Origin of the sequence: Bradyrhizobium sp. SBR1B, from assembly GCF_014198205.1 — a bacterium.
GTDB lineage: Bacteria > Pseudomonadota > Alphaproteobacteria > Rhizobiales > Xanthobacteraceae > Bradyrhizobium.
Map to the genome: position 1 here is coordinate 226,437 of NZ_JACIHC010000012.1, position 22,443 is coordinate 248,879.

Consider the following 22,443-nt stretch of genomic DNA (forward strand, 5'->3'; position numbering starts at 1 on the left):
CCGCCGTCGCTCTTCGAGCTATGGCGGACAAGTCGCTTTGCCCACCCTACGGCAGTTGAACAAGGTGCGGGCACGGGCGACTAACCTCGATAAAGGACTTGTCGAGGTATTAGTTATGAGAGTCGCCACGAAATTTGTAATGCTCCTCACTCTCAGTGCGGCGCTGGCGGGCAGTTGCGCGCCTGCCTTTGCCGCGCAGCCCTACGAGGGCTTCTGGGCGTCCACCAAAAAAGACTGCCGCGATGACGACAGCCCCAACCGCATGAGCATCGAAGGCGGCAATCGCCTCTACTGGTACGAGACGCGCTGCCGCGCCAGCGAGATCGCCGCCGACGGAAAGCTCGGCTGGAAGATGAAGCTCGCTTGCGAAGGCGAGGGCGAGAAGTTTCGCTCCAATCCCCGGGTCTCCATCGCCGTGGACGGCAAGCTGGTGATGGACAACGGACCGGTCGGGCAGGCCAAGCGCCAGACCTATGTGCGATGTGAGATCACGAAGAAGCGCTGATCTTGAATGCTTACGTCTTGCCCGGCCATTTGGCGCGGTAGCGGATTTCGCTGCCGTCGGCGAGCCGCCGCCAGGTCCCGAACCCCGGCGTATGCGGCGCCCGGGCCGTCAAGTCGATCGGATAGATTCGGCTCGGTTGGCCCTCGATATTGACAGCGAGCTGCCGGTGCGAGGTTCGAAACGCGAGCTCGACTTCGCCTGCGATGACGGGCTGGTCGCCGTCACGATAGAAGGCGGCCGGGGTCACTTCGCCCGGCATCGTGTTGAGGTCGGTCTGCAATTCGATGGTGATGCCCTGGGCCGATGTCGGCACCGCGACCCCGGCCGGAAAACGGACCTCAAATACGAGCAGGGGATTGCCGCCGTTCCGGTTGAGCCATGGCGTCGCAGTCGCATAGGCGTAGGCGACGTAGATGCCGATCCCGGCGACGCAGAGCAGGACGACGACGCCGAGAGACTTCAGGCTGTTGCGCGCGATGCTGCCATTGCCTGCGTCGTGGCCTGAACGCCTCACCAGCCAGTTGGCAAACACAGCGCCGGCGATCGCGCCGATGGGGGAGTAAACGAACAGGCCCAATAGACCCGAGGTGATCGGGTCCGCGCGGTTGCCGAAATCGAACAGGGAAAACAGCACAAAGATCGCGACATAGCCCGCCACCGCGCCAGCAACGCCGACGGCTATTCGCGATGAGTTCTTCATGTTTCCCTCGATCGTCCAGCAATGAAATGCCGCCGCCGGGGGCTGCCTGCGTTAGACGCAGCAGGTCGCAGACTTGTTCAACGCCATCGAGGGGCGATGCCGAGCGGTGTGCCGCTCCGTCTGCGTCACTTCGCCACCACCTCCGGCACTTTCCCCGCGGGCGGCGTGTTCCGGCTGCGCTGGGTGCGCACGATGCCGTCGATGATAGTCATGCCGATGCCCGGGAGGTCGCCGAGCTGGACGCTCTCCAGGATGTTCTTGCCTGGCGAGTGTTGGGCCTTGTCCATGATGACGAAGTCGGCGGAACGGCCGACTTCAATGAGGCCGCAATCGAGCTCGCGCATCCGGGCGGTGTTGCCGGTGGCGAGACAGAACGCAAGCTCGGCCGGCAGCTCGCCGAGCGAGGACAGCATCGAGACCATGCGCAAAATGCCGAGCGGCTGCACGCCGGAGCCGGCGGGCGCGTCGGTACCGAGGATGACCCGGTGCAGATCGCCCATCTCGCGCGCGGTGCGCAGCGTGAACAGAGCGGAGCGCTCGTTGCCGTTATGCACGAGCTCGAGGCCGCGCTTGCAGCCCTCGCAGATGCAGCGGATCTGATCGTCGGGCAGGGCGGTGTGACCGCCGTTGATGTGGCCGACCACGTCGGTATCGGCCTCCAGCACCACGTCCTTGTCGATCAGGCCGGAGCCGGGGATCGAGGGGCCGCCGGTGTGGATGGTGCTCTGGATGCCGTATTTGCGTGCCCAGCCGACCATCTTGCGTGCAGTGGGACCGTCCTTGACGCCGCCGAGGCCGACCTCGCCGAGCAGCTTGACGCCGGCGGCGGCCAGCTCCTTGAAGTCCTCCTCGACCATCTCGCATTCGATCACCGGCGCACCGGCGTGAACCTTCACGCCGCCGGGGCGCAAATTCCAGAATGCGCGCTGCGCAAAGATCGCCATCGCCTTCAGCCCGACGACGTCGCGGGGGCGGCCGGGCATGTGCACCTCGCCGGCGGAGATCATGGTGGTAACGCCGCCGTGGAGGTTGCTGTCGATCCACCCGATCTGGTTCTGACGCGGCGTCCAGTCGCCCGCCACAGGGTGGACGTGGCTGTCGATCAGGCCCGGCGCGACCGTGGTCCCGTTGGCCTCGACGATCGTGGTCGCGCCTTCGATGTCGATGTCCTTGAAGCGGCCGATCGCGGTGATCTTGCCGTTCTCGGCGACGATGGTGTCGCCATCCAGGATCGGCTTTTCCAGGGCGCCGGACAGGATCAGGCCGATATTCCGGATCACGAGCTTCGAGGGTCCGGTGGCCTGGGGTGCGTCATGCGCCATGGAAGGGGCTCCTTATTCCTAACTGCAACGCTTTCGATCTTGGGCAGCCTTGACCGCGGGATCAAGCAGGATTATTCATTAGTATACGAATGATCGTGTACAAACGACGCATAGCTGCCCGCCTCGGAACCGCATTGGAAGCGACAGGGAAGGTGAGATGAGCAATTTCAACCAGGAAAGCGTTTTGAGCGTCCACCACTGGACCGATACGCTGTTCTCCTTCAAGACCACGCGCAGCCCGACTTTCCGCTTCCGCAACGGCGAATTCACCATGATCGGGCTCAAGGTCGGCGAGAAGCCGCTGCTGCGGGCCTACAGCGTCGCCAGCGCCAATTACGAGGACACGCTGGAGTTCTTCTCGATCAAGGTGCCGGACGGTCCGCTGACCTCGCGGCTCCAGCATTTGAGGGAAGGCGACGAGATCATCGTCAGCCGCAAGGCCACCGGCACGCTGGTGATCGACAATCTGGAGGAGGGGCGCAACCTCTACCTCATCGGCACCGGCACGGGCCTTGCGCCGTTCTTGAGCGTGATCAAGGACCCCGAGACCTATGAGCGGTTCGAGAAGGTCGTGCTGTTGCATGGCTGCCGGCACGTCAAGGAGCTCGCCTATGGCGAGATGATCACCGAGACGCTGCCGAAGGACGAACTGATCGGCGAGTACATTCAGAATCAGCTGATCTATTATCCGACCGTGACGCGTGATCCCTTCCGCAACCGCGGCCGCATCACCGACCTCATCACCACAGGCAAGCTGTTCGCCGATATTGGCCTGCCGGCGCTGGAGGCCGCCCACGACCGCGTCATGATTTGCGGCAGCCCGGCACTGGTCGCTGATACCCGCGTGCTCCTGGGTGAGCGCGGCTTTATCGAGGGCAATCACGGCGAGCCGGCCCAATTCGTGGTCGAAAAGGCCTTTGCCGAGCGCTAACGCGCAATTCTAGCTTGAGAAGACCGCATTTTCGCCGCGTGGGGCCCGTTGCGGCGCCGATTCGGCGCTTGATACACTGTGGGAACGAATCAGCGGAGTTCCCACATGGTTGCGGACAGCGACAGCAACATCGCCTGGCACCGGGTCCAGTTGAAGAAGAACCGCGCCGAGTTGAAGGCGCTGGAGACGGCGCGCTTTACGATGGGCGAGATCGCCTCCTCGAAGCGGAACGGCCAGACCCAGAAGGCGATCGCGGAACTCAAGCGCAAGATCGTCCAGTCCGAGCGCGTGATCGCCGATCACGACAAGCGCACGCGCCGTCCGCTCGGCACCGACATGCAGAGCCTCAGCAACGGCAGTTGGAGCCATTGGGACGCCTATACCAACCAGCAGCAGCGCAAGACCGGCCAGCGCTCGCCGGGGCGTGGATAGATCGCCGTCTCCTCGCGCGGGTTCCGACTTGCGGGTTGGCCCGCGCATACCATCTGGGTGAGACGCCAACAATCACTCCGGTGATCCCATGACAGCGCGCCTCGATTTTACCAGCGAGGCCTTCTTTCGCGATCCGCCCAAGGCGATCGCGGCGTTGCGCATGTCCGGTCCTCTCGTCGCGACGCGATTTCCTCTGGTCGGCGATGTCTGGATCACCACGACCCATGACGCGACGGCTCAGGTGCTGAAGGACGGCGCTACCTTCACGCTGCGCAAGGAGGATGGCGACGTTGCGGCTCTGCGCTGGTGGATGCCGAGCTTCGTCAGAACCATCGCCAACAACATGCTGACGATGGACGAGCCTGACCATACCAGGCTCCGCAGCATCGTGGACGAGGCCTTTCGCCGTCGTGCCATCGTCGCGATGGAGCCGCGCATCCGTGCCATTGCCGACGGCCTGGCCGACGAGCTGTTCGCGGAGGGACGGCCAGCCGATCTAATCCAGCGCTACGCGCGCATCCTGCCGCTCGCAGTGATCTCCGAGCTTCTGGGATTGCCTCTGGCCGACCGGCCCAAATTCATCGCCTGGGGCAACGCGATGTCCTCGCTGACGAATGTCGTCAGCTTCTTCCGCTTGCTGTGGGCGTTCCGAAAGATGCGGAGCTACCTGGAGCAGCAATTGCAGGCCGCGCGCGTGCAGGGCGGCGAAGGCCTGATCGCCGAACTGGTCCAGGTCGAGCGCGAGGGTGCCCGGATCACGCCGGATGAAATGGTCTCGATGGTGTTTCTGCTGCTTGCAGCCGGCTCTGAGACGACCACGCATCTCATCAGCGGTTCCGCCTACGAGCTGCTCAGAAGTCCTGGCCTCCGCAATTGGCTGGAGCAGGATTGGAGCCGCGCCGGTCTCGCCGTCGAGGAGTTCCTGCGTTTCGTCTCCCCGGTGCAATTTTCAAAACCGCGCTATGTGCGGCGGGACGTCGAGGTCGAAGGCGTGCGTCTGAAGAAGGGCGACCGTGTCATGGTGATGCTCGCCGCCGCCAATATGGATCCGGCGATGCATGATCGTCCCGAAAGCCTCGATCTCGAGCGCAAGCCGAACCGTCACCTCTCGTTCGGGACGGGAATCCATTTCTGCCTCGGCCATCAGCTTGCGCGGATCGAGGCGGCCTGCGCGCTGGAAGCGCTGTTCGTGCGCTGGCCGAAACTTGGTCTGGCCGTCGACCCCTCGCACATCCATTGGCGCAAGCGCCCGGGGATTCGCATGATTGCGAAGCTTCCCGTCACGGCCGAGATCCACGGAACATTTGCCGCTGCGGCGCCAGCGATGGCTGATCGTTCTCCCGTGCGGGCGGAGTGAAGCTCTCTCCTTCGGCAAATCGTCGCTGACCATGATCCGCTCGGAACGGCCTGCGGCGCTTGCTGTTGTCCACCGGGACCTGAGGCACGCGACGGAACAGTTCCGGGCCCAGAAGTCCCATCTCTCGAAGAGGTTGGATCATGACCAGCAAAATGCCGAATGTTCCGCCGGCCAATCAGAGCCGGAAGGGAACTGGCGACACCAAGCAAACATCGGCCGATCAGACTCCGCGCGGTCAGCAGCGCGCGGAAAATCCGGACCAACAGGGACAGCAAGGCAACATCAGGCAGAACACGACCAATCAGGGATACCAGCAAGACCGTTGAGGAGGCGACATTCATGTCGACATCCACCAAGACACCCAACAGTATTCGCCAGGGCGGCCCCGGCGCATCGCATGAGAACGCGAAGGCGCCGCTGGAAGTGAAGAAGCCGCCTGCGGACGATGAGCAGCGAAGCCACAGCCGCGTCTCCGGTGGTGGAGGCGAGCAGGATTCCCATCACCGCCACGATGCGGCCGGCAAGGGCGGCGGCAGATAGACCACAGCAGCCGCCGCGACCAATGCCGGTACAACGGACCTACCGAGCCAAGAGGAGAGACTGATGCCAAGTGGGCACGGCAGCAAGACGCACTTCAGATCCGGCATGCATGGCAAGGGCGACGGCACCGGTGCATTGACCGATGTGCCCAAGGAGAAGATCGGCGATAACATGGTCCTGTCCAACCGCGACAAGGCCCAGCATTCGGACATTCGCGGCATGGACGGCAAGTCCATTCAGACCGAACAGTATCAGGATCACGCAGCCAACCGGCTCTACGAGACGCCGGAGACTGATGAGACCTGAGAGGGGCGTTCCTCCCGCTGAACTCGCGGACCGGTCTTCAGCCGGTCCGCTTTTTTGTCGGCACGAGGTCGCGCTCCCAGCCGAACACGGAGCGGCCGTCGAGGTCGGGTGAGGCCGCACGCTCGCCGGCGATATAGGTCTCGACCGACGGGCCGCGCGCGGTGCGTTCCAGCCGACGCGCCTGGTCGTCGAGGCGCCTGATCGCCTGCATCTCTTCGTCACGTCCGAGCTTGGCGCTCTGGATCGCGCCCTTCAGCACGCGAATGGTCTCGTCGTAGACCTTGATCGGGACAGGGTAGGGATGCCGATCCTTGCCGCCATGGGCGAGCGAGAAGCGCGCGGGATCCTTGAAGCGATAGGGCGCGCCGTGCACGACCTCGGCGACCATCGCCAGTGAGCGCACGGTGCGCGCGCCGACGCCGGGCGTCAGCAGCAGCTCCGGGAAATCGATCGGGCCGCGCTCGGCGGCTGCGGCGAGGGTGCCGTGCAGGCGCCGCGCGAACACATCCTTCGGCCGGACATCGTGATGCGCGGGCATGATCAGATGCGGCAGCATGGCCTGCGCAGGCTCAGGCGCAGTCCCGGTGAGCCGCTCGAATTCAGTGAGGATGCGATCGGGGCCGAGATCGCTGAGGAGCTCGAGCTGCGCGTTGCGCGAGACATCGGCGCGGTGGTCGGTCAGATTGACGATCTCGCCTTGTTGCGGACCGTCGATCGCGCTGTGCGGCGTATCGACAAAGCTCTTCAGCGCCTCGGAATGCCAGTGATAGCGGCGGGCCTGCCGCTTGTCGCCGTTCATGCCCTGCTGCACCACCGTCCATTTGCCGTCGGCGGTCACGAAGAAGCCGTGGAGATAGAGATCGAAGCCGTCCTGCACGGCCGCGCTGTCGACCTTCGCCACCAGGCGGCTGGCGCGGGTCAGCTTTGCGCCGTCGAATCCGACGCGGTCGCCGAGCTGCATCAACTCGTCCGGCGTCTTGCGCGAATGCTGGCCGCGTCCGCCACAGACATAGATGCCAAGCTCATCCTGAAGCGGCCCGAGCCCGCGCTTCAGCGCGCCGATTACGGATGTGGTGATGCCGGAGGAGTGCCAGTCCATTCCCATCACGGCGCCGAACGACTGGAACCAGAATGGATGCGACAGCCGCTGAAGAAACGCATCGCGGCCGTAATGATGCACGATCGCCTGCGTGACGATCGATCCGAGCGAAGCCATGCGGCTCGCAAGCCACGGCGGAACCCGCCCGGTGTGCAAGGGAAGATCGGCGCTGCCGGTACGTCTGGTCATCGTGCCCCTAAATTAGCGCAGTTCGGCGACGGTTGCATCTGCGGAATGCTGCGTTGCACGAGAGAGGGGAGCCAAGCCGGCCGGGAGGCGTTGAGCGGGCTACGCAAATGCAATGACGGGGACAATCGATGAATCTGCAGGCCCTGATGGCCGACATCGACAGGATGTTCGGCTGGATACCGTCGTGGTTTGTCGGCCTCGGTCTGGTTCTCGGCGCGATCTTGCTTGCGCTGTTCGTCTACCGGGTCGCCGTATGGCTGCTCGCGCGCGCCTTCGGAACCCGCCTTCCGCTGCTGAGCGTATTCATCGATCGCACCGCGGGCCCGGCCCAACTGGCGCTTTGCCTGGCGGCCGTCGCATTGGTCCTGCCGCTTGCCCCGCTCGACGACATGATCCGCACGCCGCTGATGCGCCTGTTCGTCGTGGCCGTCATCGCCCTGATCGGCTGGATCTCGATCCGGGTCGTGGACATGAGCGCGGCGCGGTACTTGCAGAATTTCCGCGATGTCACCGAGAATTTCGTCGCGCGCAAGCACGTCACGCAAGTTCGCGTGTTCAAGCGGGTCACCGATACCATCATCGTCGTCATTACGGTGTCCACCGCGCTGATGACGTTCGATTCGGTGAGGCAATACGGCGTCAGCCTGTTCGCCTCCGCCGGCGCGGCCGGCATCATCGTCGGTCTTGCCGCACGGCCGCTGCTCAGCAACCTGATCGCCGGCCTGCAGATTGCGATCACGCAGCCGATCCGCATCGAGGATGCCGTGATCATCGAGAACGAATGGGGCTGGGTGGAGGACATCGCCTCGACCTATGTCGTGATCCGGCTGTGGGACTGGCGCCGCATGGTGGTACCGCTGTCCTACTTCATCGAAAAGCCGTTCCAGAACTGGACCCGCGACACCGCCTCCCTGATCGGCGTGATCGCGCTGCACGTCGATTATCGCGCCGACGTGCCGCGCATCCGGCGTTGGCTGGAGGATGCCGTGAAGCAGTCCAAGCTCTGGGATGGCGCGGTGGTCAATCTCCAGGTGATCGACGCGGACTCCCGGACCATCGAGCTACGTGCGCTGGTCAGCGCAAGAAACGCGCCGCAATCCTGGGACCTGCGCTGCGAGATCAGGGAAAAGCTCGTCGCCTTCATCCGCGACGAGATGCCGGAGGCGCTGCCGCGCGAGCGCGCGATCCTGATCCCGTCGGCCGACGATGATGCCGATCTCCTGCGGCCCGTCGCGCGGCCGGAGAAGATGCGGGCGAGCGCGCATAATTGACCGTCCGAGCGATCAGCGGGCGCCGACCACGGCCGCGCCAGCCTGGCGGTCGGAGCGCGGTCGCCGCTTGCGCAGTTTACGTCGGGCCCAGATCAGGAGACCGGTCGACAGCAGCGTGAGCAGCGCGATCGACGTCACCACATTGAGCGACGAGGCGATCAGGGCCGACCAGTTTCCCTCATGGATCAGGCGCGGCCAATTGCGTGGCAGTGGCGTGACCTCCGATGAATTGACGGCATAGGCGCGTAGTTCTCCTCCGTCATAGATTCGCGCCATCATGTGGCCACCGCGCATACCGATCGAGATCACGTGCGTGAGATCGTGGGAGGCCGCGACCATGCGTATCGCGTCGGGCAGGGCGAGGGGACGGCCGCTGCCGGCCGGAACGCCTCCGCTCTGAAACGTCAGGCCGAACGCCATGCACAGGCCGGTCAGCGGGCTCAACAGGACGAGCGGCAGCGCGAACCAGGCCGTGCCCTTGTGCCATCCGGAGAGCGTGTTGCGCAGCCGCGGCAGTCCCATGAGGCTGCCGAGCAGGATCAGGATGACCATGGCGATGGTCGAGCTTGTCACCAGCCACGCCTGGCCGAGCAGCCGTTCATGCGTGATCCGCGCCCACCGGAAGAGATCGGTCGGGCCGGAGCTGGCCGCAGCGGGTGCGCCGGTCACGAGGTCGATGGCCGGCGCGCCGGAGCCTTGCAGCGTCATCCGCTGGCTAGCCGCATTGATCGAAAGCCCGCGCGCCTTGTTGTGTGCATCGTACGTCTTCACCAGCTCGACGACGCGCGCGGCATCGATCGCCGGACCGCCGATGCCATTGACTTGCATCAGCGGCTCGAACGCCAGGATCAGGCCGGTGGTGATGATCGCGAACAGGGGAAGCGCAAAGACCAGCGTGATCCAGCGATGGAGTGTCAACAACAGGGGTTTGTTCATTCTTCGGTCTCCGGCGATCTTGGCACTGGTCGCCTAGCGCAGCCCCGAAGACAAATGACGCTTTGTCCACCTTGCCGCGTTGATTTGCAGCAAATGGACGCGAGGCTATCGCGATGCTGCGATCGCCAATCGTTCGCAGGTTTTCGAGAGACTGCAGCAGCTGCGTCGTGCGGTCTCGCTCGGCGAGACCTACTCGCGCGTTACCTTCATCGCGCCGCGCAAGCCAGCCTGACGTTGGATCGTCTCCAACGCGCCGGACGACTGTTTCTCCGCAACGAAGCTGTTGAGCAGGGACAGCGCCTCTTCGCGTCCTCTGGGGATCGCGATGGCCATGTGCTCCAGGCCCCAATTGCCGTCGAGAATCCTTGCGCCCGGCATCTGGTCGGACATTTCGAACAGCGTCGGCTTGTTGGTCGCGTAGAGATCGATCTCACTGCTCCCGAACATCGCGATGGCGGCCTTGACGCTTGCGGCGGGAACGATGGTCGCGTTCTTGAATTTTGTCGGCAGCGTGCGCTCGGAGGTCGAGCCTTTGGTGACGCCGATCTTCACACCGGGCTTGTCGATGTCCTCGACCTCTCTGATCGGCGAATACGCCGGGACGAGAAAGCCGAGCTCGATTGCCAGCACGGGCCGGCTGAAGCTCACCTCGTTGGCGCGGGCCGGCGTGGCGTTGGTCACGGTGAAGTCGATCTTGCCATCGTGGATCGCGCTGACGATGTCGGCAACGCGCTCGAACCTGACATAATCGACGCCAACGCCGAGCCGCTGGGCGAGCTCGGCGCCGAGATCATAGGCGAGGCCGTGCGGCTTGCCGACGGCATCCGTCACCATCGAGGTCGGGCTGCCCGGATAGATGCCGACGCGCAAGCTGCCGCTCGGCGCCAGCAGCTTTGCCTCGCCGTCGGCGCGCGCGGACGCGCCGAACAGGCTGATGATTGCGGCCACCAAGAGGGCGGTGCGGGCGAGGCGTCCAGAGAAGGCCCTCATGCAAAGAGCCTCACTGCGCGCGGATGTTGGCCGCCTTCAGCACCGGCTCCCATTTGGTCGCCTCGGCGCGCATGTAGGCGTCAAACTCCTTGGCGGAGGAGCCGACCGGAGCGGCGCCGATCTTGCCGAGCGTCGACAGCACGTTTGGATCCTGCAGCGCCGCCTTCAGATCGGTCTCGAGCTTCGCCACGATCTCCGGCGGCATTTTTGCCGGACCAAGCACGCCCCACCACACCGAAACGTCGTAACCGGCGACGCCGGATTCTGCGACGGTCGGGACGTCAGGTAATGCCTTGGAGCGCTCGGCCGAGGTCACGGCAAGTGCGCGCACCGGACCGCCTTCGAGCTGTCCGATCGCTTCCGCGAGCGGATTGATGCTGAGCGGGATCTCGCCTGCGATCACGGCCGTCAGTGCCGGCGCGCCGCCCTTGTAGGGGATCGCGACGATCTTGCTGCCGGACATGTGCTTCAACAGTTCGCCGGCCAGATGCGCCGAGGTACCGTTTCCGGACATGCCGTAAGATAGCTTGTCCGGATCTTTCTTCGCCGCAGCCAGGAGATCGCCGAGCGTCTTGTAGGGGCTGTCCTTGGCCACCACGATCGCGAGCGGTGAGGAGGCGACTTCGGTGATTGCGGTAAAATCCCTGAACGTGTCGTAGGGCACGCTCGGATAGATGAACTGGTTGAGCGGATGGCCGCTCGCGACCAGGATCAGCGTGTAGCCGTCGGGCGCGGCCTGCGTCAGCGCCTGCGAGGCAACGATGCCGCCGGCGCCGGGACGATTGTCGACTACCGGCTGCTGACCCCAGGACTTGGCCAGCGCCTGGCTCAGCGTGCGCGCGAGCACGTCGACCGCGCCACCGGCCGCGTAAGGTACGAGGATGTGAACCGGCTTGCTCGGATAAGTGTCGGCGGCCTGCGCGGCGCTGCCCGCGAGCAGCAAACCGGCGCCCAGCATCAATCCGCCGATTGTCTTGTTCATACCCAGCATTTTCCCAGCACTCCTTGCGGGCGCACGCATCCTTGCATCGGTCTTCCAGGCCGTCCGGACGCCGCCCATGGTTTTTGTTGACGAGACCTGATCTTTTGTACGATAGTACAAATCACATGGTACGCAAGCCCACCAGCAAGGAAACGGCCCGCAAGCCGAACATGCGCGAGGCAATCCTCGCCGCGGCCGAGGAGCTGTTCGCCATCAACGGCTTCAACGCCGTCTCGGTGCGCGACATCGCGCAGGCTGCCGGAGCCAATCCCGGCAGCGTGACCTATCATTTCAAGACCAAGGACGGCCTGCTGCTGGAGATCTACCGGCGCCATTGCGGGCCGATGAATTTGCGACGTTCGGAGCTGCTCGCCGCCGCCAGGCGGGTGCGCGATCTCCAGGACCGGCTGGAGGCTGTGGTGCGGGCCTACGTCGTGCCGGCTTTCACCTCGGGCAGCGACCTTGCCGGCGGCGGTGCGCGCTTCACGCGGCTGCGCGCCGTGATGTCGGCCGAGGGCAACGAGGTCGCGCGAAAAATCATAGCGCAGACCTTTGACGACACCAGTCACGCCTTCATCGATGCGATCCACGAGAGCTTGCCGCACATTCCGCGCACCGACATCGTCTGGCGCAGTCACTTCCTGCTCGGCGCACTCTATTACTCGTTGGTGACACCGGATCGCGTCTCGCGCCTGTCGCGCGGCGAGGCCGATGGCGGCGATGCCGCCAGCGCTATCGAGCAGCTGGTGCAGGCCACGGTCGCCTCATTCCAGGCGCCGCCGCTCGATCATGCCGCGCCGGCGCGGCGGCGGCCGGTCGTCAGCAGCAAGACTTGAAAGAAGCCACCCGAGGGGAGGCGCGTAACAGCGCTTCCGCTCGCAGGCGGACGGTGTGACAGGGTGTTGGGAACATGAACAGGCGGGAGTGCTTGCATCTCTTGACCGGACTGGCCGGTGCGGCGCTTGCGAGCGAGGCGTGTGCGCAAGGCGCAGAGCCGAAAGCGATGTCGACGATCACGCCGCCGGACCCAAATCCCACGACGCCGTTGTTCAAGCTGCCGGCAAAATCCTGCGACAGCCATACCCACATCTTCGGGCCGGCGTCGCGTTACCCCTTCGCGGAAAAGCGCCCCTACAACACGGCTGATGCGCCACTGGAGGCGTTTCGCAGCGTCCACGAGACAATCGGCGTCGAGCGCTGCGTGATCGTGAATGCGACCGTGCACGGCACCGACAATCGCGTCGTCACCGACGCCATCGCCCAGAGCGAGGGGGCCTATAGGGGCATCGCCAACGTCAATGACGAGATGACCGAGAAGGAGCTGGCGGCGCTCGACAAGGCTGGCATCTGCGGCTGCCGTTTTGCCTTCCTCAGGCGTCTCGGCGGCGTCGGCGATATGGGTAAGTTCCAGCGCATCGTGCACCGCGTTGCCGAGCTCGGCTGGCACATCGACGTCTATTTTGAGCCGGGCACGATCGCCGAATTCGCAGGCCTCCTGACTGCGCTGCCGACGCCTTATGTGATCGATCACATGGGCACGGTGCAGGCCGGGAAGGGGCTTGACGATCCCGGCTTCACCGCGCTGCTCGACCTTCAGAAAAAGGACGAGAAGTGCTGGGTCAAGATCACCGGGCTCGAGCGCGCCTCCGCCGTCGGCAAGCCGTTCCACGATGCGGTGCCGTTTGCCAAGGCGCTGATCGACAACGCGCCCGATCGCGTGCTCTGGGGCACCGATTGGCCGCACCCTAACGTCAAGGTCATGCCGAACGACGGCGAGATCGTTGACCTGATTCCGCTCTACGCGCCCGACGCAAAGGTCCGGCAAAAGCTGCTGGTCGACAATCCCGCACGCCTGTTCAAGTTCACCTGATGACGATGATGTACACTCCCACCATTCCGCCGCCCGATCGGAACACGCGCACGCCGAAGTTCAAGCTGCCAAAACTGTCCTGCGATGCGCACTGCCACATCTTCGGGCCCGGCTCGAAATACCCTTACGCGCCTGACCGATCCTACACGCCGCCGGATGCGCCGCTGGAGGATTTCCGCGCGCTGCATGCCAAGCTCGGTGTCGAGCGCGCCGTCATCGTCAACGCCAGCGTGCACGGCACCGACAACAGTGTGGCGCTCGATGCCATCGCGCAGAGTAGCGGCGCCTATCGCGCAGTCGCCAATATCGACGACACCATCACCGAGCGCGGGCTTCGTGCGCTGCACGAGGGCGGTTTTCGCGGCTGCCGCTTCAATTTCGTCCGCCATCTCGGCGGCGTCCCTGACAAGGGCGTGTTCGATCGCGTCATCGCCATGGTCGCGCCGCTCGGCTGGCACATCGACCTGCATTTCGATGCGATCGACCTGTTTGATTATGCCGACATGCTGGCAAGGCTGCCGCTGAGCTACACCATCGATCATATGGGACGGGTGAAGGCCTCTGAGGGGCTCGACCAGTTGCCGTTCAAGATTTTGATCGAGCTGATGCAGCGCGACGAAAAATGCTGGGTCAAGATCTGTGGCTCGGAGCGGGTGTCCTCCAGCGGTCCGCCCTTTACCGACGCGGTGCCGTTCGCGCGAAAGATCGTCGAGACCGCGCCCGACCGCGTCATCTGGGGCACCGACTGGCCGCATCCCAACGTCAAGGCGATGCCGAATGACGGCGACCTCGTCGATCTGATCCCGTTGTTCGCGCCGGAGCCGGAGTTCCAGCAGAAGATCCTCGTCGACAATCCGGCGCGCCTGTTCGAGTTCGACCGATGACGGCGATCGCGATCGACAAGCCGCGCGGGCAGCCCTGGTGGAGGGAGCTCTGGATCCAGGTGCTCATCGCCATGGCGGCCGGCATCGCGCTTGGGATCGCCAGTCCGGAGGCGGGCGCCAAGATGCAGCCGCTCGGGGATGCCTTCATCAAGGCGATCCGGATGCTGATCGCGCCGATCATCTTCTGCACCGTCGTGCACGGCATCGCGCACATGGCTGACATGGCGCGGGTCGGGCGCGTCGCGGTGAAGGCGATAGTTTATTTCGAGATCATGACCACGATCGCGCTGATCATCGGTCTCATCGCGATCAACCTGCTCAAGCCCGGCGTCGGCATGAACATCGATCCCGCCAGCATCAATGCCAGCGCGATCGAGCCTTACGTCAAGCAGACCAGCGTCATCGGCTTCGTGCCATTCCTGATGAACATCGTGCCCGCGACGTTCATCGGCGCCTTCGCCGAAGGCAACATCCTCCAGGTGCTGTTCATCTCCGTCCTTTGCGGCTTTGCGCTGGTGCAGCTCGGCGAACGGGCCTTGCCGCTGGTCCATCTGATCGATATCGCCGCTAAGATGGTGTTCGCCGTCGTCGGCTTCGTGATGTGGGCGGCGCCGATCGGTGCATTCGGCGCCATCGCCTTCACGGTCGGCAAGTTCGGCGTGGGATCGCTGGCCTCGCTCGGCAAGCTCCTCGGCGGCTTTTATCTCACCTGCCTGGTCTTCGTCGTCGCGGCGCTCGGCCCCGTCGCGCGGCTCTGCGGCTTCTCGCTGCTCAAGCTGATCCGTTACATCTGGGAAGAGCTGCTGATCTGCATCGCTACGACGTCGTCGGAGACGGTGCTGCCGCGGATGCTGACCAAGCTGGAGAAGGCGGGCTGCGAGAAGAGCGTGGTCGGGCTCGTGATCCCGACCGGCTACTCCTTCAATCTCGACGGCACCTGCCTCTACCTTGCCGCGGCCTCGGTGTTCCTGGCGCAGGCGACCAACACGCCGTTCGGGCTTGCCGAGCAGATCGAGCTCTTGCTGATCCTGCTGGTGACCTCCAAGGGCGCGGCGGGGATCGCGGGCGCCGCCTTCGTCGTGCTGGCGGCGACGCTGTCGGCGACCGGCACCATCCCGGTGACGAGCGTGGCACTGGTGCTCGGCATCCATCGCCTGATGTCGCAGGGGCTGACGCCGACCAATCTGATCGGGAACGCGGTCGCGACCATCGCGATTGCCAAATGGGAAGGCGCGCTCGACGGCGAACGGTTGAGGCGCGTGCTCGACGGCGAGGAACAAGCGGCCGCTGCGATCCGATGAATTGGCTTCCGGCGCGACGCAGGCGGCTTATGATGCTTACGAACAAGAGAGGGGAGTTTCTCCCATGAAGACAGGTCTCGTCATCACCGCCCATCCCGGCGATTTCGTCTGGCGCGCCGGCGGCGCGATCGCGCTGCATGCGAAGAAGGGCTATCGCATGAAGATCGTCTGCCTGTCCTTTGGCGAGCGCGGCGAGAGCCAGTTTGCCTGGAAGGAAAAGGGCGCGACGCTGGAATCGGTCAAGGCCGGCCGCAAGGACGAGGCGGAGCGGGCGGCAAAGCTGCTAGGCGCGGAGATCGAGTTCTTCGACTGCGGCGACTATCCGCTGAAGCTCACGGAGGCGCATTTCGACCGCATGGTCGACATCTACCGCGAGCTCAATCCCAGCTTCGTGCTGACCCACGCGCTGGAAGACCCTTATAATTTCGACCATCCCAACGCGGCGCATTTCGCCCAGGAGACGCGTGTGGTCGCGCAGGCCATGGGCCACAAGCCCGGCGTGCAGTACAAATATTCGGCGCCACCGGTGTTCCTGTTCGAGCCGCATCAGCCTGAGCAGTGCAACTACAAGCCGGATCTGCTCCTCAAGATCGATGAGGTCTGGAAGGAGAAGTACGAGGCATTCCAGATCCTCGCCGCGCAAAAACATCTCTGGGGTTATTACGAGCGCGTCGCGCTCAACCGCGGCATTCAGGGCAGCCGCAACACCGGCGTGCCCATGACCTATGGCGAGGCCTATCAGCGCCTGTTCCCGACGGTTGCGGAGGAGCTGGCATGAAGCCGGTCGTCGTTCGCAACATTGAGCGCGCCGATCCCGCCAACATGGCGGCGTATGGCGTCTCGACCGTGCACGAGGCTTACGGGCGCATGGGTCTGATGAAGCCCTATTTGCGCCCGGTCTGGGCGGGCGCGTCGATCGCCGGGCCCGCCGTCACCGTATTGGCGCAGCCCGGCGACAATTGGATGATCCATGTCGCGGTCGAGCAGTGCAAAAAGGGCGACATCCTCGTCGTCGGCTGCACCACCGACAATACCGATGGCATGTTCGGCGAATTGCTGGCGACCTCGCTGCAGGCACGCGGCGTGCAGGGGCTGATCATCGATGCCGGCTGCCGCGACGTCAATGCGCTGCACGAGATGAAATTTCCGGTATGGTCGCGCGCTGTCTCGGCCAAGGGCACAGTCAAGGCGACGCTCGGCTCGGTCAACATTCCCGTGGTCTGTGCCGGCGTCAATGTCGATCCCGGCGACATCATCGTCGCCGATGACGATGGCGTCGTCGTGGTCCCGAAGCGCTACGCCGCCGAGGTTGCCGAGAAGGCGAGGAAGCGCAACGCTGACGAAGGCGGCAAGCGCAAGCGCCTTGCCTCGGGCGAACTGGGTCTCGACATGTACGGCATGCGCGAGGCGCTGGCGAAGGCCGGGCTCGTCTATGTCGACAATCCCGAGGACGTCTGAAGATTAGCGGAGCGGGCGGATGGATCGTCTCAAGCTGAAGGCCGTGCTCGGCAATCATCCCCACGTGCAGGCCGTGAAGAGCGGCGCGCTCCGCTCCGATCTTTTCGATCTCGACTTCATCACGTACACGCCGACCAACACCGCGTTCAAGCCGATGGTGCGGGAGCAGGCCTTCGATGTCTGCGAGATGGCGATTGTCACCTATCTGATGGCGAAAGCCCACGGCAAGCCGCTGGTGCTGCTGCCGGCGACCATGCTTGGGCGCTTCCAGCATTCCTATGCGCTCTACAATCCCACGAAGGGAACGCTCGGACCGTCCGATCTCGAAGGCAAGCGCGTCGGCATCCGCTCGTTCACGACGACGACCGGCGCCTGGATCAGGGGCATTCTCGCCAACGATTACGGCGTCAATCTCGACAAGATCCGCTGGGTCACCTTCGAGGATCCGCACGTCGCCGAATATGTCGACACCACCGAGCGCGCCCCGAAGGACAAGAAGATCCTGCAGATGCTGCTCGACGGCGAGCTCGACGCAGTTCTCGGCGAGACCTCTGATAGTCCCAGGCTGAAGCCGCTGTTCCCGGATCCGGCCGCGGAGGCCGCGAAATGGTACGCCAAGCGCGGTGTCGTACCGGTCAATCATCTCGTGGTCGTGACCGAGCAACTGGCGAGAACGCGTCCCGGGATCGTTGCGGGCGTCTATGATCTCCTCAAGCAGGACAAGGCGCAGGTGGGGCCTGCGGCAACGCCCGACCTTGTCCCGTTCGGGATCGAGGCCAACCGGAAGCCGCTGGAGTTGATCGTCGACTACGCATTCCAGCAGGCGCTGATTCCGCGCCGCTATGCGATCGAGGAGCTGTTCGACGAGACGACACGAGGATTGAACTGATGGTGGATCCGAAACGATGGCAGATCGGGCTTATCGGCTATGGCGAAGTCGGCAGGATCCTGGCCGAGGATTTGCGCCAGCAGGATATCAAGGTCTCGGCCTATGACATCAAGCTCGGAGGCGAGCAGGGCGCTTCGCTGAAGGAGCATGCGATAAAGTTTGGTGTGACGCTGGCGGCGTCGCACGCTGAGCTGACCGCGAAATCGGACTTCATCATCTCCGCGGTCACAGCAAGCCAGGCCGTTCCGGTGGCAAAGGCCTGCGCCGCTGCGGTCAATCAGGGCACTTGGTTCCTCGATTTCAACTCGGCATCGCCCGGCGCCAAGCAGCGCGCCGCTGCGCTGATCGATGGCGGAGGCGGCCGCTATGTCGAAGGTGCCGTGATGACCTCGGTGCCGCCATATCGCATCAAGGTGCCGTTGCTGCTCGGCGGTCCCGGCGCGAGCGAGTTGGAGCCGCTGCTCAACGCGATCGGCTTTGCCGCCAAGGTTGCCAGCGACAAGCTCGGCGTGTCCTCGGCCGTGAAGATGTGCCGCAGCATCATGATCAAGGGCCTGGAGGCCATGGTCATCGAGAGTTTTACGACCGCGCGGGCCTATGGGGTCGAGGATGCCGTGCTGGCCTCGCTCGCGGAGACCTTTCCCGCGATCAACTGGGAGAAGCAGGGCGCCTATTTCTTCCAGCGCGTCATCGAGCACGGTCGCCGGCGCGCCGAGGAGGTGCGTGAGGTCGCCGAGACCGTGCGGGAGGCGGGACTGACACCATGGTCCGCGCTGAGCACAGCCGAGCGTCAGGCCTGGGTCGCTGATCTCGCCGATGAAGGGCTGTTCGGCGCCAGGGGCACCAAGGAGTTTGCGCGCAGCGCTGATTGGCGTACCGAGGCAGATCGAATCCTGAGCAAGATCAAACGCTGACGCCGAACGCGTAGGTTGAGCTCAAAACCCTGCCGCGGTCGCGATAGTTCGAGATTTCGTCACGGGCGAGCTCGATCAAGTCGGCCAGGCACTTGGCCTCGCGGACGACCTGCTCCTTGGCGGGCGCGGTGCGGAACTCTGCGAGAATCATGCGGATGCACTTGTCGGCAGTATCCAGCGTCCAGAGCGCGCGGGTCATGTCGTCCTGCGTGTGGATCGCCGAGATATCGAGGCCAGATAGGACTTCGCCGATTCCCTTCAGGCGCTTGACGGCCGTTTCCGCCGGCGAGTCGGCCCGAATGGAGCGATAATCCATGCTACTGAATGCGCTGAACATGTACATGCTTCCCCACTGAACAGGTCGTTCAGTGCGCCCCTTTAATATGATCCGGGCGGCCTGTTGTGCAATGCGCACAGCTACGGTCCGGGATTCTACCGGGCTCGGATCTGAGGACGGATCGGCCGCAAATTGGTACGAAACGGTCCGACGATCAGCCGTGTTCCCGACGATTTTACCGTTGGAGAGTGGACCGGAACGCGTTCAGGCCCCAGGCCGGAACAGCGCGGGCCGCTGCCGTGCGAACGTCTGCCGGCCATCCTTGAAGCCCATCATGACGTCGGGCAGCTCGGCGATGGCGAAGCGGCTGTCTTGCGTATCAAGCACGATGAGATCGGCGGGATTGCCGACCTTGATGCCGTAATCGTCGAGGTTCATCAGCCGCGCCGGCAGCTCGGTCACGAGATCGAGGCAGGTGTCGAAATCCCTCACCGAGGCGTGCGCGACATTGGCGTAGAAGTTCGCCATCCGCAGCAACGAGGCGTCGCCGAACGGCGTGAAGGGATTGAGCACGTTGTTGGTGGCGACCGAGCAAACCACGCCGTCGCCCGCGAGCTTGTGGGCGAGGGTCAGCCCGCGCGGTGCGTTGTGGGTGGCGTCGCGCCCCATCAGATAGAGATCGGTCGCGGGCAGCACCGTGACGGCGACGCCGGCTTTCGCCAGTTGCACCGTGGCCGTCTTCATCCGCTCCGGCGGCAGGGCCGAGAGCTTTGTCGCATGGCCGATCGTGACGCGGCCGTGATAGTTGCGCCGCTCGGTCTGGCGGCAGACCTCGTCGAGATGCCACCAGGAAGGATCGAGATCAAAGTCGAGATGGAGATCGACGTCGACGTCGAACTCCTGGGCGAGATCGAAGATGCGCGCAAGATGCGCGGTCGGATCGGTGTCGGTATAGGGACAGCCGCCGATCGTCTCGCCGCCGTCGCGCAGCGCTTGGACCAGGAGCTCCTCAGCTCCGGGATCGTTGGTTAGCCCCTCCTGCGGGAACACGCAGAGCGACAGGTCGAGCGCCCATGCATAGTCGCGCTTCAGCGCCTTCACCCCCTCGAAGCTTCGCAGACCAATCCGCGGATCGATTTCCACATGCGTGCGCATGCGCGTCGTGCCATGCAGGATCGCGCGTTCGAGCACCTTGGCGCCGCGCGCGTAAACATCCTCGACGGTGAAGTCGCGCTTCACGGCTGACACAGCCCGGATGGCGTCACCGAGACTGCCGTGATCGTGGCCGCAGCGGTCGAGCAGACAGGCCTTGTCGAGATGGATGTGGGTGTCGACGAAACCGGGCAGGGCGAGGTGACCGCCGATATCGACCTCGACCGCTTCGCAGGCGAGTTTTGGCTCGATCGCGGCGATCCGGCCGGCTTTCACGCCGATGTCGACAGGCGCGGCGGATGATCGCAACAGTGCGTTACGGAAGATCAGGTCGAAGGCGGGCTGGGTGATCATGGCTCTTGCGGACGGAACTTAGAGCAATCGGCGGGGATCGGCGGCTCCAGATTGCCGGCAGTGTAGCGAGGCAAGTGTGCAAAATATATGCATGGATTCCGCGACAGTGGCGGTAATATTCCGCGAATCCGGGAGAGCCTGCCATGTCCGTTGCCGCCAGAGCCGAAACTGCTGATTTATCCGACGCCGCGATCGTGGAGGCCTATCTCACAGCATCGATGATCCCCGATCCCGACGCTGCGGCCACCTATATGGCGCCGGGCACCGTCATTACATTCACCGGCGGGCGCGAGTTCGATCATCCGCGCGGCCCGACCGGCTTCAATGCCAAGCGCTACCGCTGGGTCAAGAAGAAGATGGACCGGTTCGATGTCTGCCCCGGCGACGGCGAGACCGTGGTTTACAGCGTCGGCACCCTCTACGGCGAATGGAAGGACGGCACTCCGTTCGAGGGCAACCGTTACGTCGACCGCTTCGTGGTGCGCAACGGCAAGATCACCAAGATGGATGTCTGGAACGATAGCGCCGAACGCATCCTGGTCCAACGCGGCATCGACGCGTAATATCCGTCTCGGCACGGGCGGAGCCGAACGGCCGCTCGTCATATCGAAAGCTGCGATAGCTGATAGGCGCGAGCCCGTCTGGCGGCTGGCCTGCGCCTGCGCTATCAAATCCCGCGATCGCGCCCGGGATGGAGGCGCGAGCCCCCTTTAGGAGCAGCCGATGCGTCTACCCACCGTTATCCTGGCCCTGACATGTCTTGCGGGCGCAGCTTCAGCCGAAGATCTGTCGGGCACGCTCCAGAAGGTCAAGGAGACCAAAAAGATCACCCTGGGCTATCAGGAAGCCTCGGTCCCGTTCAGCTATCTTGACGGCAACCAGAAGCCGGTCGGCTTCGCCATGGACATCTGCCTCAAGATCGTCGACGTCGTGAAGAAACAGCTGGGCATGCCCGACATCGTCGTCGACACGCTCGCCGTGACCTCGTCGAACCGGATCCCCTTGATGGTGAACGGCACGCTCGACCTGCACTGCTCGGCGACCACCAACAACGCCGACCGCCAGAAGCAGGTCGCCTTCACCAACACGCATTTCCTCAGTGCGACGCGGTTCGCCGCCAAGAAGGCCGCAAAGATCAACACCATCGACGATCTCAAGGGCAAGGCGGTCACGGCGGTCGCCGGCTCGGTCAACCTGACGCAGCTCGCCAAGGTCAATACGGAACGCAATCTCGGCATCAGTCTGATGCCGGCGAAGGATCAGGCCGAAGCCTTCCTGCTCTTGGAAACCGACCGCGCCCAGGCCTACGCACTCGACGACGTGCAGCTCGCGGTCGCGATCGCGCGCTCGAAGGAGCCGCAAGCCTTCATGATCAGCGAGGAGGCGTTCTCCAAGCCGGAGCCTTACGGCATCATGCTGCGGCGGGAGGATGCGCCGTTCAAGGCGCTCGCCGACCGCGCGACTGCGGAGCTCTATGCAAGCCCGGAGATCGAGGTGCTCTACAAGAAATGGCTGCAGTCCCCGACGCCGCCGAACGGCCTCAACTACAACGTCCCGATGTCGCCTGCCCTGCGCAACGCCTTCAAGAAGCCGAGCTGGAGCGCCGATCCGGACGTGTATCTGGCGAACTGAGGCGAGGGCGCCGAGGCGCCAGCAGATCGCGGGCTTCGCGCTGCCCATTATTGCGCCTCTCCCCTTGTGGGCCTGTTGCGTAATCCGCCAGTTGTGATTCCCTAGGGCAAAGCCTTGGGGGAATGACGATGGCGGTGAAGCGGACAGGACAG

Annotated in this window: 26 protein-coding genes; 18 read left to right on the forward strand and 8 right to left on the reverse strand. The window is 64.2% G+C overall.

The genetic code is table 11. From position 1 onward, the window contains the following. Positions 1 to 115 precede the first annotated feature (115 nt). Positions 116 to 505, forward strand: coding sequence for a hypothetical protein (locus tag GGD61_RS26915; protein ID WP_092252478.1), 390 nt, complete (start codon positions 116 to 118; stop codon positions 503 to 505). Positions 506 to 515: 10 nt separating this feature from the next. On the opposite strand, the gene GGD61_RS26920 is transcribed toward GGD61_RS26915, so the two are convergent. Further along, positions 516 to 1,205 (reverse strand): hypothetical protein, encoded by a 690-nt coding sequence (locus GGD61_RS26920; protein ID WP_092252480.1) that lies wholly within the window; start codon positions 1,203 to 1,205, stop codon positions 516 to 518. A gap of 125 nt (positions 1,206 to 1,330) precedes the next feature. After that, positions 1,331 to 2,527, reverse strand: coding sequence for an amidohydrolase family protein (locus GGD61_RS26925; protein ID WP_018320978.1), 1,197 nt, complete (start codon positions 2,525 to 2,527; stop codon positions 1,331 to 1,333). A gap of 157 nt (positions 2,528 to 2,684) precedes the next feature. Between GGD61_RS26925 and GGD61_RS26930 the strand changes: the two genes are divergently transcribed. From GGD61_RS26930 to GGD61_RS26955, 6 genes are all read left to right on the forward strand, one after another. Further along, the gene (locus GGD61_RS26930; RefSeq protein ID WP_092252482.1) at positions 2,685 to 3,458 is read left to right on the forward strand and encodes a ferredoxin--NADP reductase; all 774 of its coding nucleotides are present in this window, start codon (positions 2,685 to 2,687) and stop codon (positions 3,456 to 3,458) included. Between the two features lie 105 nt (positions 3,459 to 3,563). After that, positions 3,564 to 3,890: a hypothetical protein gene (locus GGD61_RS26935; RefSeq protein ID WP_092252484.1), complete on the forward strand. Its 327-nt coding sequence runs from the start codon at positions 3,564 to 3,566 to the stop codon at positions 3,888 to 3,890. A gap of 88 nt (positions 3,891 to 3,978) precedes the next feature. Then, positions 3,979 to 5,247: a cytochrome P450 gene (locus tag GGD61_RS26940; RefSeq protein ID WP_183231581.1), complete on the forward strand. Its 1,269-nt coding sequence runs from the start codon at positions 3,979 to 3,981 to the stop codon at positions 5,245 to 5,247. 140 nt (positions 5,248 to 5,387) lie between these two features. After that, entirely contained in the window at positions 5,388 to 5,573 is a 186-nt protein-coding gene (locus GGD61_RS26945) for a hypothetical protein (protein ID WP_092252488.1), read from the forward strand. 13 nt (positions 5,574 to 5,586) lie between these two features. Continuing rightward, positions 5,587 to 5,787: a hypothetical protein gene (locus GGD61_RS26950; RefSeq protein WP_018320983.1), complete on the forward strand. Its 201-nt coding sequence runs from the start codon at positions 5,587 to 5,589 to the stop codon at positions 5,785 to 5,787. 63 nt (positions 5,788 to 5,850) lie between these two features. Next, positions 5,851 to 6,093: a hypothetical protein gene (locus GGD61_RS26955; protein ID WP_183231582.1), complete on the forward strand. Its 243-nt coding sequence runs from the start codon at positions 5,851 to 5,853 to the stop codon at positions 6,091 to 6,093. 37 nt (positions 6,094 to 6,130) lie between these two features. On the opposite strand, the gene GGD61_RS26960 is transcribed toward GGD61_RS26955, so the two are convergent. After that, positions 6,131 to 7,381, reverse strand: coding sequence for a DUF763 domain-containing protein (locus GGD61_RS26960; RefSeq protein WP_092252492.1), 1,251 nt, complete (start codon positions 7,379 to 7,381; stop codon positions 6,131 to 6,133). 128 nt (positions 7,382 to 7,509) lie between these two features. Here GGD61_RS26960 and GGD61_RS26965 point away from each other — a divergent pair, with 128 nt between their 5' ends. Next, positions 7,510 to 8,652 (forward strand): mechanosensitive ion channel family protein, encoded by a 1,143-nt coding sequence (locus GGD61_RS26965; RefSeq protein ID WP_092252494.1) that lies wholly within the window; start codon positions 7,510 to 7,512, stop codon positions 8,650 to 8,652. Positions 8,653 to 8,664: 12 nt separating this feature from the next. Here GGD61_RS26965 and GGD61_RS26970 read toward each other — a convergent pair whose 3' ends face one another. The 3 genes from GGD61_RS26970 to GGD61_RS26980 all read right to left on the reverse strand — a co-directional run bounded on the left by GGD61_RS26970 (position 8,665) and on the right by GGD61_RS26980 (position 11,569). Continuing rightward, positions 8,665 to 9,588 (reverse strand): PepSY domain-containing protein, encoded by a 924-nt coding sequence (locus tag GGD61_RS26970; RefSeq protein WP_092252496.1) that lies wholly within the window; start codon positions 9,586 to 9,588, stop codon positions 8,665 to 8,667. Between the two features lie 189 nt (positions 9,589 to 9,777). Further along, positions 9,778 to 10,578, reverse strand: coding sequence for an ABC transporter substrate-binding protein (locus tag GGD61_RS26975; RefSeq protein ID WP_183231583.1), 801 nt, complete (start codon positions 10,576 to 10,578; stop codon positions 9,778 to 9,780). Positions 10,579 to 10,588: 10 nt separating this feature from the next. After that, positions 10,589 to 11,569, reverse strand: coding sequence for a tripartite tricarboxylate transporter substrate binding protein (locus tag GGD61_RS26980; RefSeq protein WP_092252500.1), 981 nt, complete (start codon positions 11,567 to 11,569; stop codon positions 10,589 to 10,591). A 116-nt stretch (positions 11,570 to 11,685) separates the two neighbouring features. On the opposite strand from GGD61_RS26980, the gene GGD61_RS26985 reads away from it, so the two are divergent. From GGD61_RS26985 to GGD61_RS27020, 8 genes are all read left to right on the forward strand, one after another. Further along, entirely contained in the window at positions 11,686 to 12,396 is a 711-nt protein-coding gene (locus GGD61_RS26985; RefSeq protein WP_092252502.1) for a TetR/AcrR family transcriptional regulator, read from the forward strand. 74 nt (positions 12,397 to 12,470) lie between these two features. Next, positions 12,471 to 13,430 (forward strand): amidohydrolase, encoded by a 960-nt coding sequence (locus GGD61_RS26990; protein ID WP_092252504.1) that lies wholly within the window; start codon positions 12,471 to 12,473, stop codon positions 13,428 to 13,430. Beyond that, positions 13,430 to 14,314 carry an amidohydrolase gene (locus GGD61_RS26995; RefSeq protein WP_092252507.1) on the forward strand — a complete coding sequence of 295 codons (885 nt, stop codon included), beginning with the start codon at positions 13,430 to 13,432 and terminating at the stop codon, positions 14,312 to 14,314. Before GGD61_RS26990 ends, GGD61_RS26995 begins: the two co-directional genes overlap by 1 nt. Beyond that, positions 14,311 to 15,615, forward strand: coding sequence for a C4-dicarboxylate transporter DctA (gene dctA / locus GGD61_RS27000; protein ID WP_183231584.1), 1,305 nt, complete (start codon positions 14,311 to 14,313; stop codon positions 15,613 to 15,615). Before GGD61_RS26995 ends, dctA begins: the two co-directional genes overlap by 4 nt. A 64-nt stretch (positions 15,616 to 15,679) precedes the next feature. Beyond that, on the forward strand, positions 15,680 to 16,393 hold the full coding sequence (locus tag GGD61_RS27005; RefSeq protein ID WP_092252510.1) for a PIG-L deacetylase family protein: 714 nt from the start codon (positions 15,680 to 15,682) through the stop codon (positions 16,391 to 16,393). Beyond that, a complete protein-coding gene (locus tag GGD61_RS27010; protein ID WP_092252512.1) occupies positions 16,390 to 17,073 on the forward strand; it encodes a 4-carboxy-4-hydroxy-2-oxoadipate aldolase/oxaloacetate decarboxylase in 684 nt (227 codons plus the stop codon). Before GGD61_RS27005 ends, GGD61_RS27010 begins: the two co-directional genes overlap by 4 nt. Positions 17,074 to 17,092: 19 nt before the next feature. Next, positions 17,093 to 17,962: a hypothetical protein gene (locus tag GGD61_RS27015; RefSeq protein WP_092252514.1), complete on the forward strand. Its 870-nt coding sequence runs from the start codon at positions 17,093 to 17,095 to the stop codon at positions 17,960 to 17,962. Beyond that, positions 17,962 to 18,876: a DUF1932 domain-containing protein gene (locus tag GGD61_RS27020; protein WP_092252516.1), complete on the forward strand. Its 915-nt coding sequence runs from the start codon at positions 17,962 to 17,964 to the stop codon at positions 18,874 to 18,876. Before GGD61_RS27015 ends, GGD61_RS27020 begins: the two co-directional genes overlap by 1 nt. On the opposite strand, the gene GGD61_RS27025 is transcribed toward GGD61_RS27020, so the two are convergent. Together GGD61_RS27025 and GGD61_RS27030 are read right to left on the reverse strand one after the other, a co-directional pair. Continuing rightward, positions 18,866 to 19,213: a hypothetical protein gene (locus GGD61_RS27025; protein ID WP_177236921.1), complete on the reverse strand. Its 348-nt coding sequence runs from the start codon at positions 19,211 to 19,213 to the stop codon at positions 18,866 to 18,868. The two genes, GGD61_RS27020 and GGD61_RS27025, sit on opposite strands and share 11 nt — an antisense overlap. Positions 19,214 to 19,417: 204 nt before the next feature. Next, positions 19,418 to 20,659 carry an amidohydrolase family protein gene (locus GGD61_RS27030; RefSeq protein ID WP_092252520.1) on the reverse strand — a complete coding sequence of 414 codons (1,242 nt, stop codon included), beginning with the start codon at positions 20,657 to 20,659 and terminating at the stop codon, positions 19,418 to 19,420. A gap of 143 nt (positions 20,660 to 20,802) precedes the next feature. On the opposite strand from GGD61_RS27030, the gene GGD61_RS27035 reads away from it, so the two are divergent. Together GGD61_RS27035 and GGD61_RS27040 are read left to right on the forward strand one after the other, a co-directional pair. After that, positions 20,803 to 21,222: a nuclear transport factor 2 family protein gene (locus GGD61_RS27035; RefSeq protein ID WP_092252522.1), complete on the forward strand. Its 420-nt coding sequence runs from the start codon at positions 20,803 to 20,805 to the stop codon at positions 21,220 to 21,222. Positions 21,223 to 21,382: 160 nt separating this feature from the next. Further along, entirely contained in the window at positions 21,383 to 22,291 is a 909-nt protein-coding gene (locus GGD61_RS27040) for an amino acid ABC transporter substrate-binding protein (RefSeq protein WP_018321001.1), read from the forward strand. Positions 22,292 to 22,443: the final 152 nt, after the last annotated feature.

Coding starts and splice junctions, on each gene's coding strand:
- GGD61_RS26990 (WP_092252504.1), top strand. CDS start 12,471: ATGAACAGGCGGGAGTGCTTGCATCTCTTGACCGGACTGGCCGGTGCG.
- GGD61_RS26995 (WP_092252507.1), top strand. CDS start 13,430: ATGACGATGATGTACACTCCCACCATTCCGCCGCCCGATCGGAACACG.
- GGD61_RS26985 (WP_092252502.1), top strand. CDS start 11,686: ATGGTACGCAAGCCCACCAGCAAGGAAACGGCCCGCAAGCCGAACATG.
- GGD61_RS26940 (WP_183231581.1), top strand. CDS start 3,979: ATGACAGCGCGCCTCGATTTTACCAGCGAGGCCTTCTTTCGCGATCCG.
- GGD61_RS26935 (WP_092252484.1), top strand. CDS start 3,564: ATGGTTGCGGACAGCGACAGCAACATCGCCTGGCACCGGGTCCAGTTG.
- GGD61_RS27020 (WP_092252516.1), top strand. CDS start 17,962: ATGGTGGATCCGAAACGATGGCAGATCGGGCTTATCGGCTATGGCGAA.
- GGD61_RS26915 (WP_092252478.1), top strand. CDS start 116: ATGAGAGTCGCCACGAAATTTGTAATGCTCCTCACTCTCAGTGCGGCG.
- GGD61_RS27035 (WP_092252522.1), top strand. CDS start 20,803: ATGTCCGTTGCCGCCAGAGCCGAAACTGCTGATTTATCCGACGCCGCG.
- GGD61_RS26930 (WP_092252482.1), top strand. CDS start 2,685: ATGAGCAATTTCAACCAGGAAAGCGTTTTGAGCGTCCACCACTGGACC.
- GGD61_RS27010 (WP_092252512.1), top strand. CDS start 16,390: ATGAAGCCGGTCGTCGTTCGCAACATTGAGCGCGCCGATCCCGCCAAC.
- GGD61_RS26945 (WP_092252488.1), top strand. CDS start 5,388: ATGACCAGCAAAATGCCGAATGTTCCGCCGGCCAATCAGAGCCGGAAG.
- dctA (WP_183231584.1), top strand. CDS start 14,311: ATGACGGCGATCGCGATCGACAAGCCGCGCGGGCAGCCCTGGTGGAGG.
- GGD61_RS26925 (WP_018320978.1), bottom strand. CDS start 2,527: ATGGCGCATGACGCACCCCAGGCCACCGGACCCTCGAAGCTCGTGATC.
- GGD61_RS27040 (WP_018321001.1), top strand. CDS start 21,383: ATGCGTCTACCCACCGTTATCCTGGCCCTGACATGTCTTGCGGGCGCA.
- GGD61_RS26920 (WP_092252480.1), bottom strand. CDS start 1,205: ATGAAGAACTCATCGCGAATAGCCGTCGGCGTTGCTGGCGCGGTGGCG.
- GGD61_RS26975 (WP_183231583.1), bottom strand. CDS start 10,578: ATGAGGGCCTTCTCTGGACGCCTCGCCCGCACCGCCCTCTTGGTGGCC.
- GGD61_RS26965 (WP_092252494.1), top strand. CDS start 7,510: ATGAATCTGCAGGCCCTGATGGCCGACATCGACAGGATGTTCGGCTGG.
- GGD61_RS26960 (WP_092252492.1), bottom strand. CDS start 7,381: ATGACCAGACGTACCGGCAGCGCCGATCTTCCCTTGCACACCGGGCGG.
- GGD61_RS26950 (WP_018320983.1), top strand. CDS start 5,587: ATGTCGACATCCACCAAGACACCCAACAGTATTCGCCAGGGCGGCCCC.
- GGD61_RS26970 (WP_092252496.1), bottom strand. CDS start 9,588: ATGAACAAACCCCTGTTGTTGACACTCCATCGCTGGATCACGCTGGTC.
- GGD61_RS27005 (WP_092252510.1), top strand. CDS start 15,680: ATGAAGACAGGTCTCGTCATCACCGCCCATCCCGGCGATTTCGTCTGG.
- GGD61_RS27025 (WP_177236921.1), bottom strand. CDS start 19,213: ATGTTCAGCGCATTCAGTAGCATGGATTATCGCTCCATTCGGGCCGAC.
- GGD61_RS26955 (WP_183231582.1), top strand. CDS start 5,851: ATGCCAAGTGGGCACGGCAGCAAGACGCACTTCAGATCCGGCATGCAT.
- GGD61_RS26980 (WP_092252500.1), bottom strand. CDS start 11,569: ATGCTGGGTATGAACAAGACAATCGGCGGATTGATGCTGGGCGCCGGT.
- GGD61_RS27015 (WP_092252514.1), top strand. CDS start 17,093: ATGGATCGTCTCAAGCTGAAGGCCGTGCTCGGCAATCATCCCCACGTG.
- GGD61_RS27030 (WP_092252520.1), bottom strand. CDS start 20,659: ATGATCACCCAGCCCGCCTTCGACCTGATCTTCCGTAACGCACTGTTG.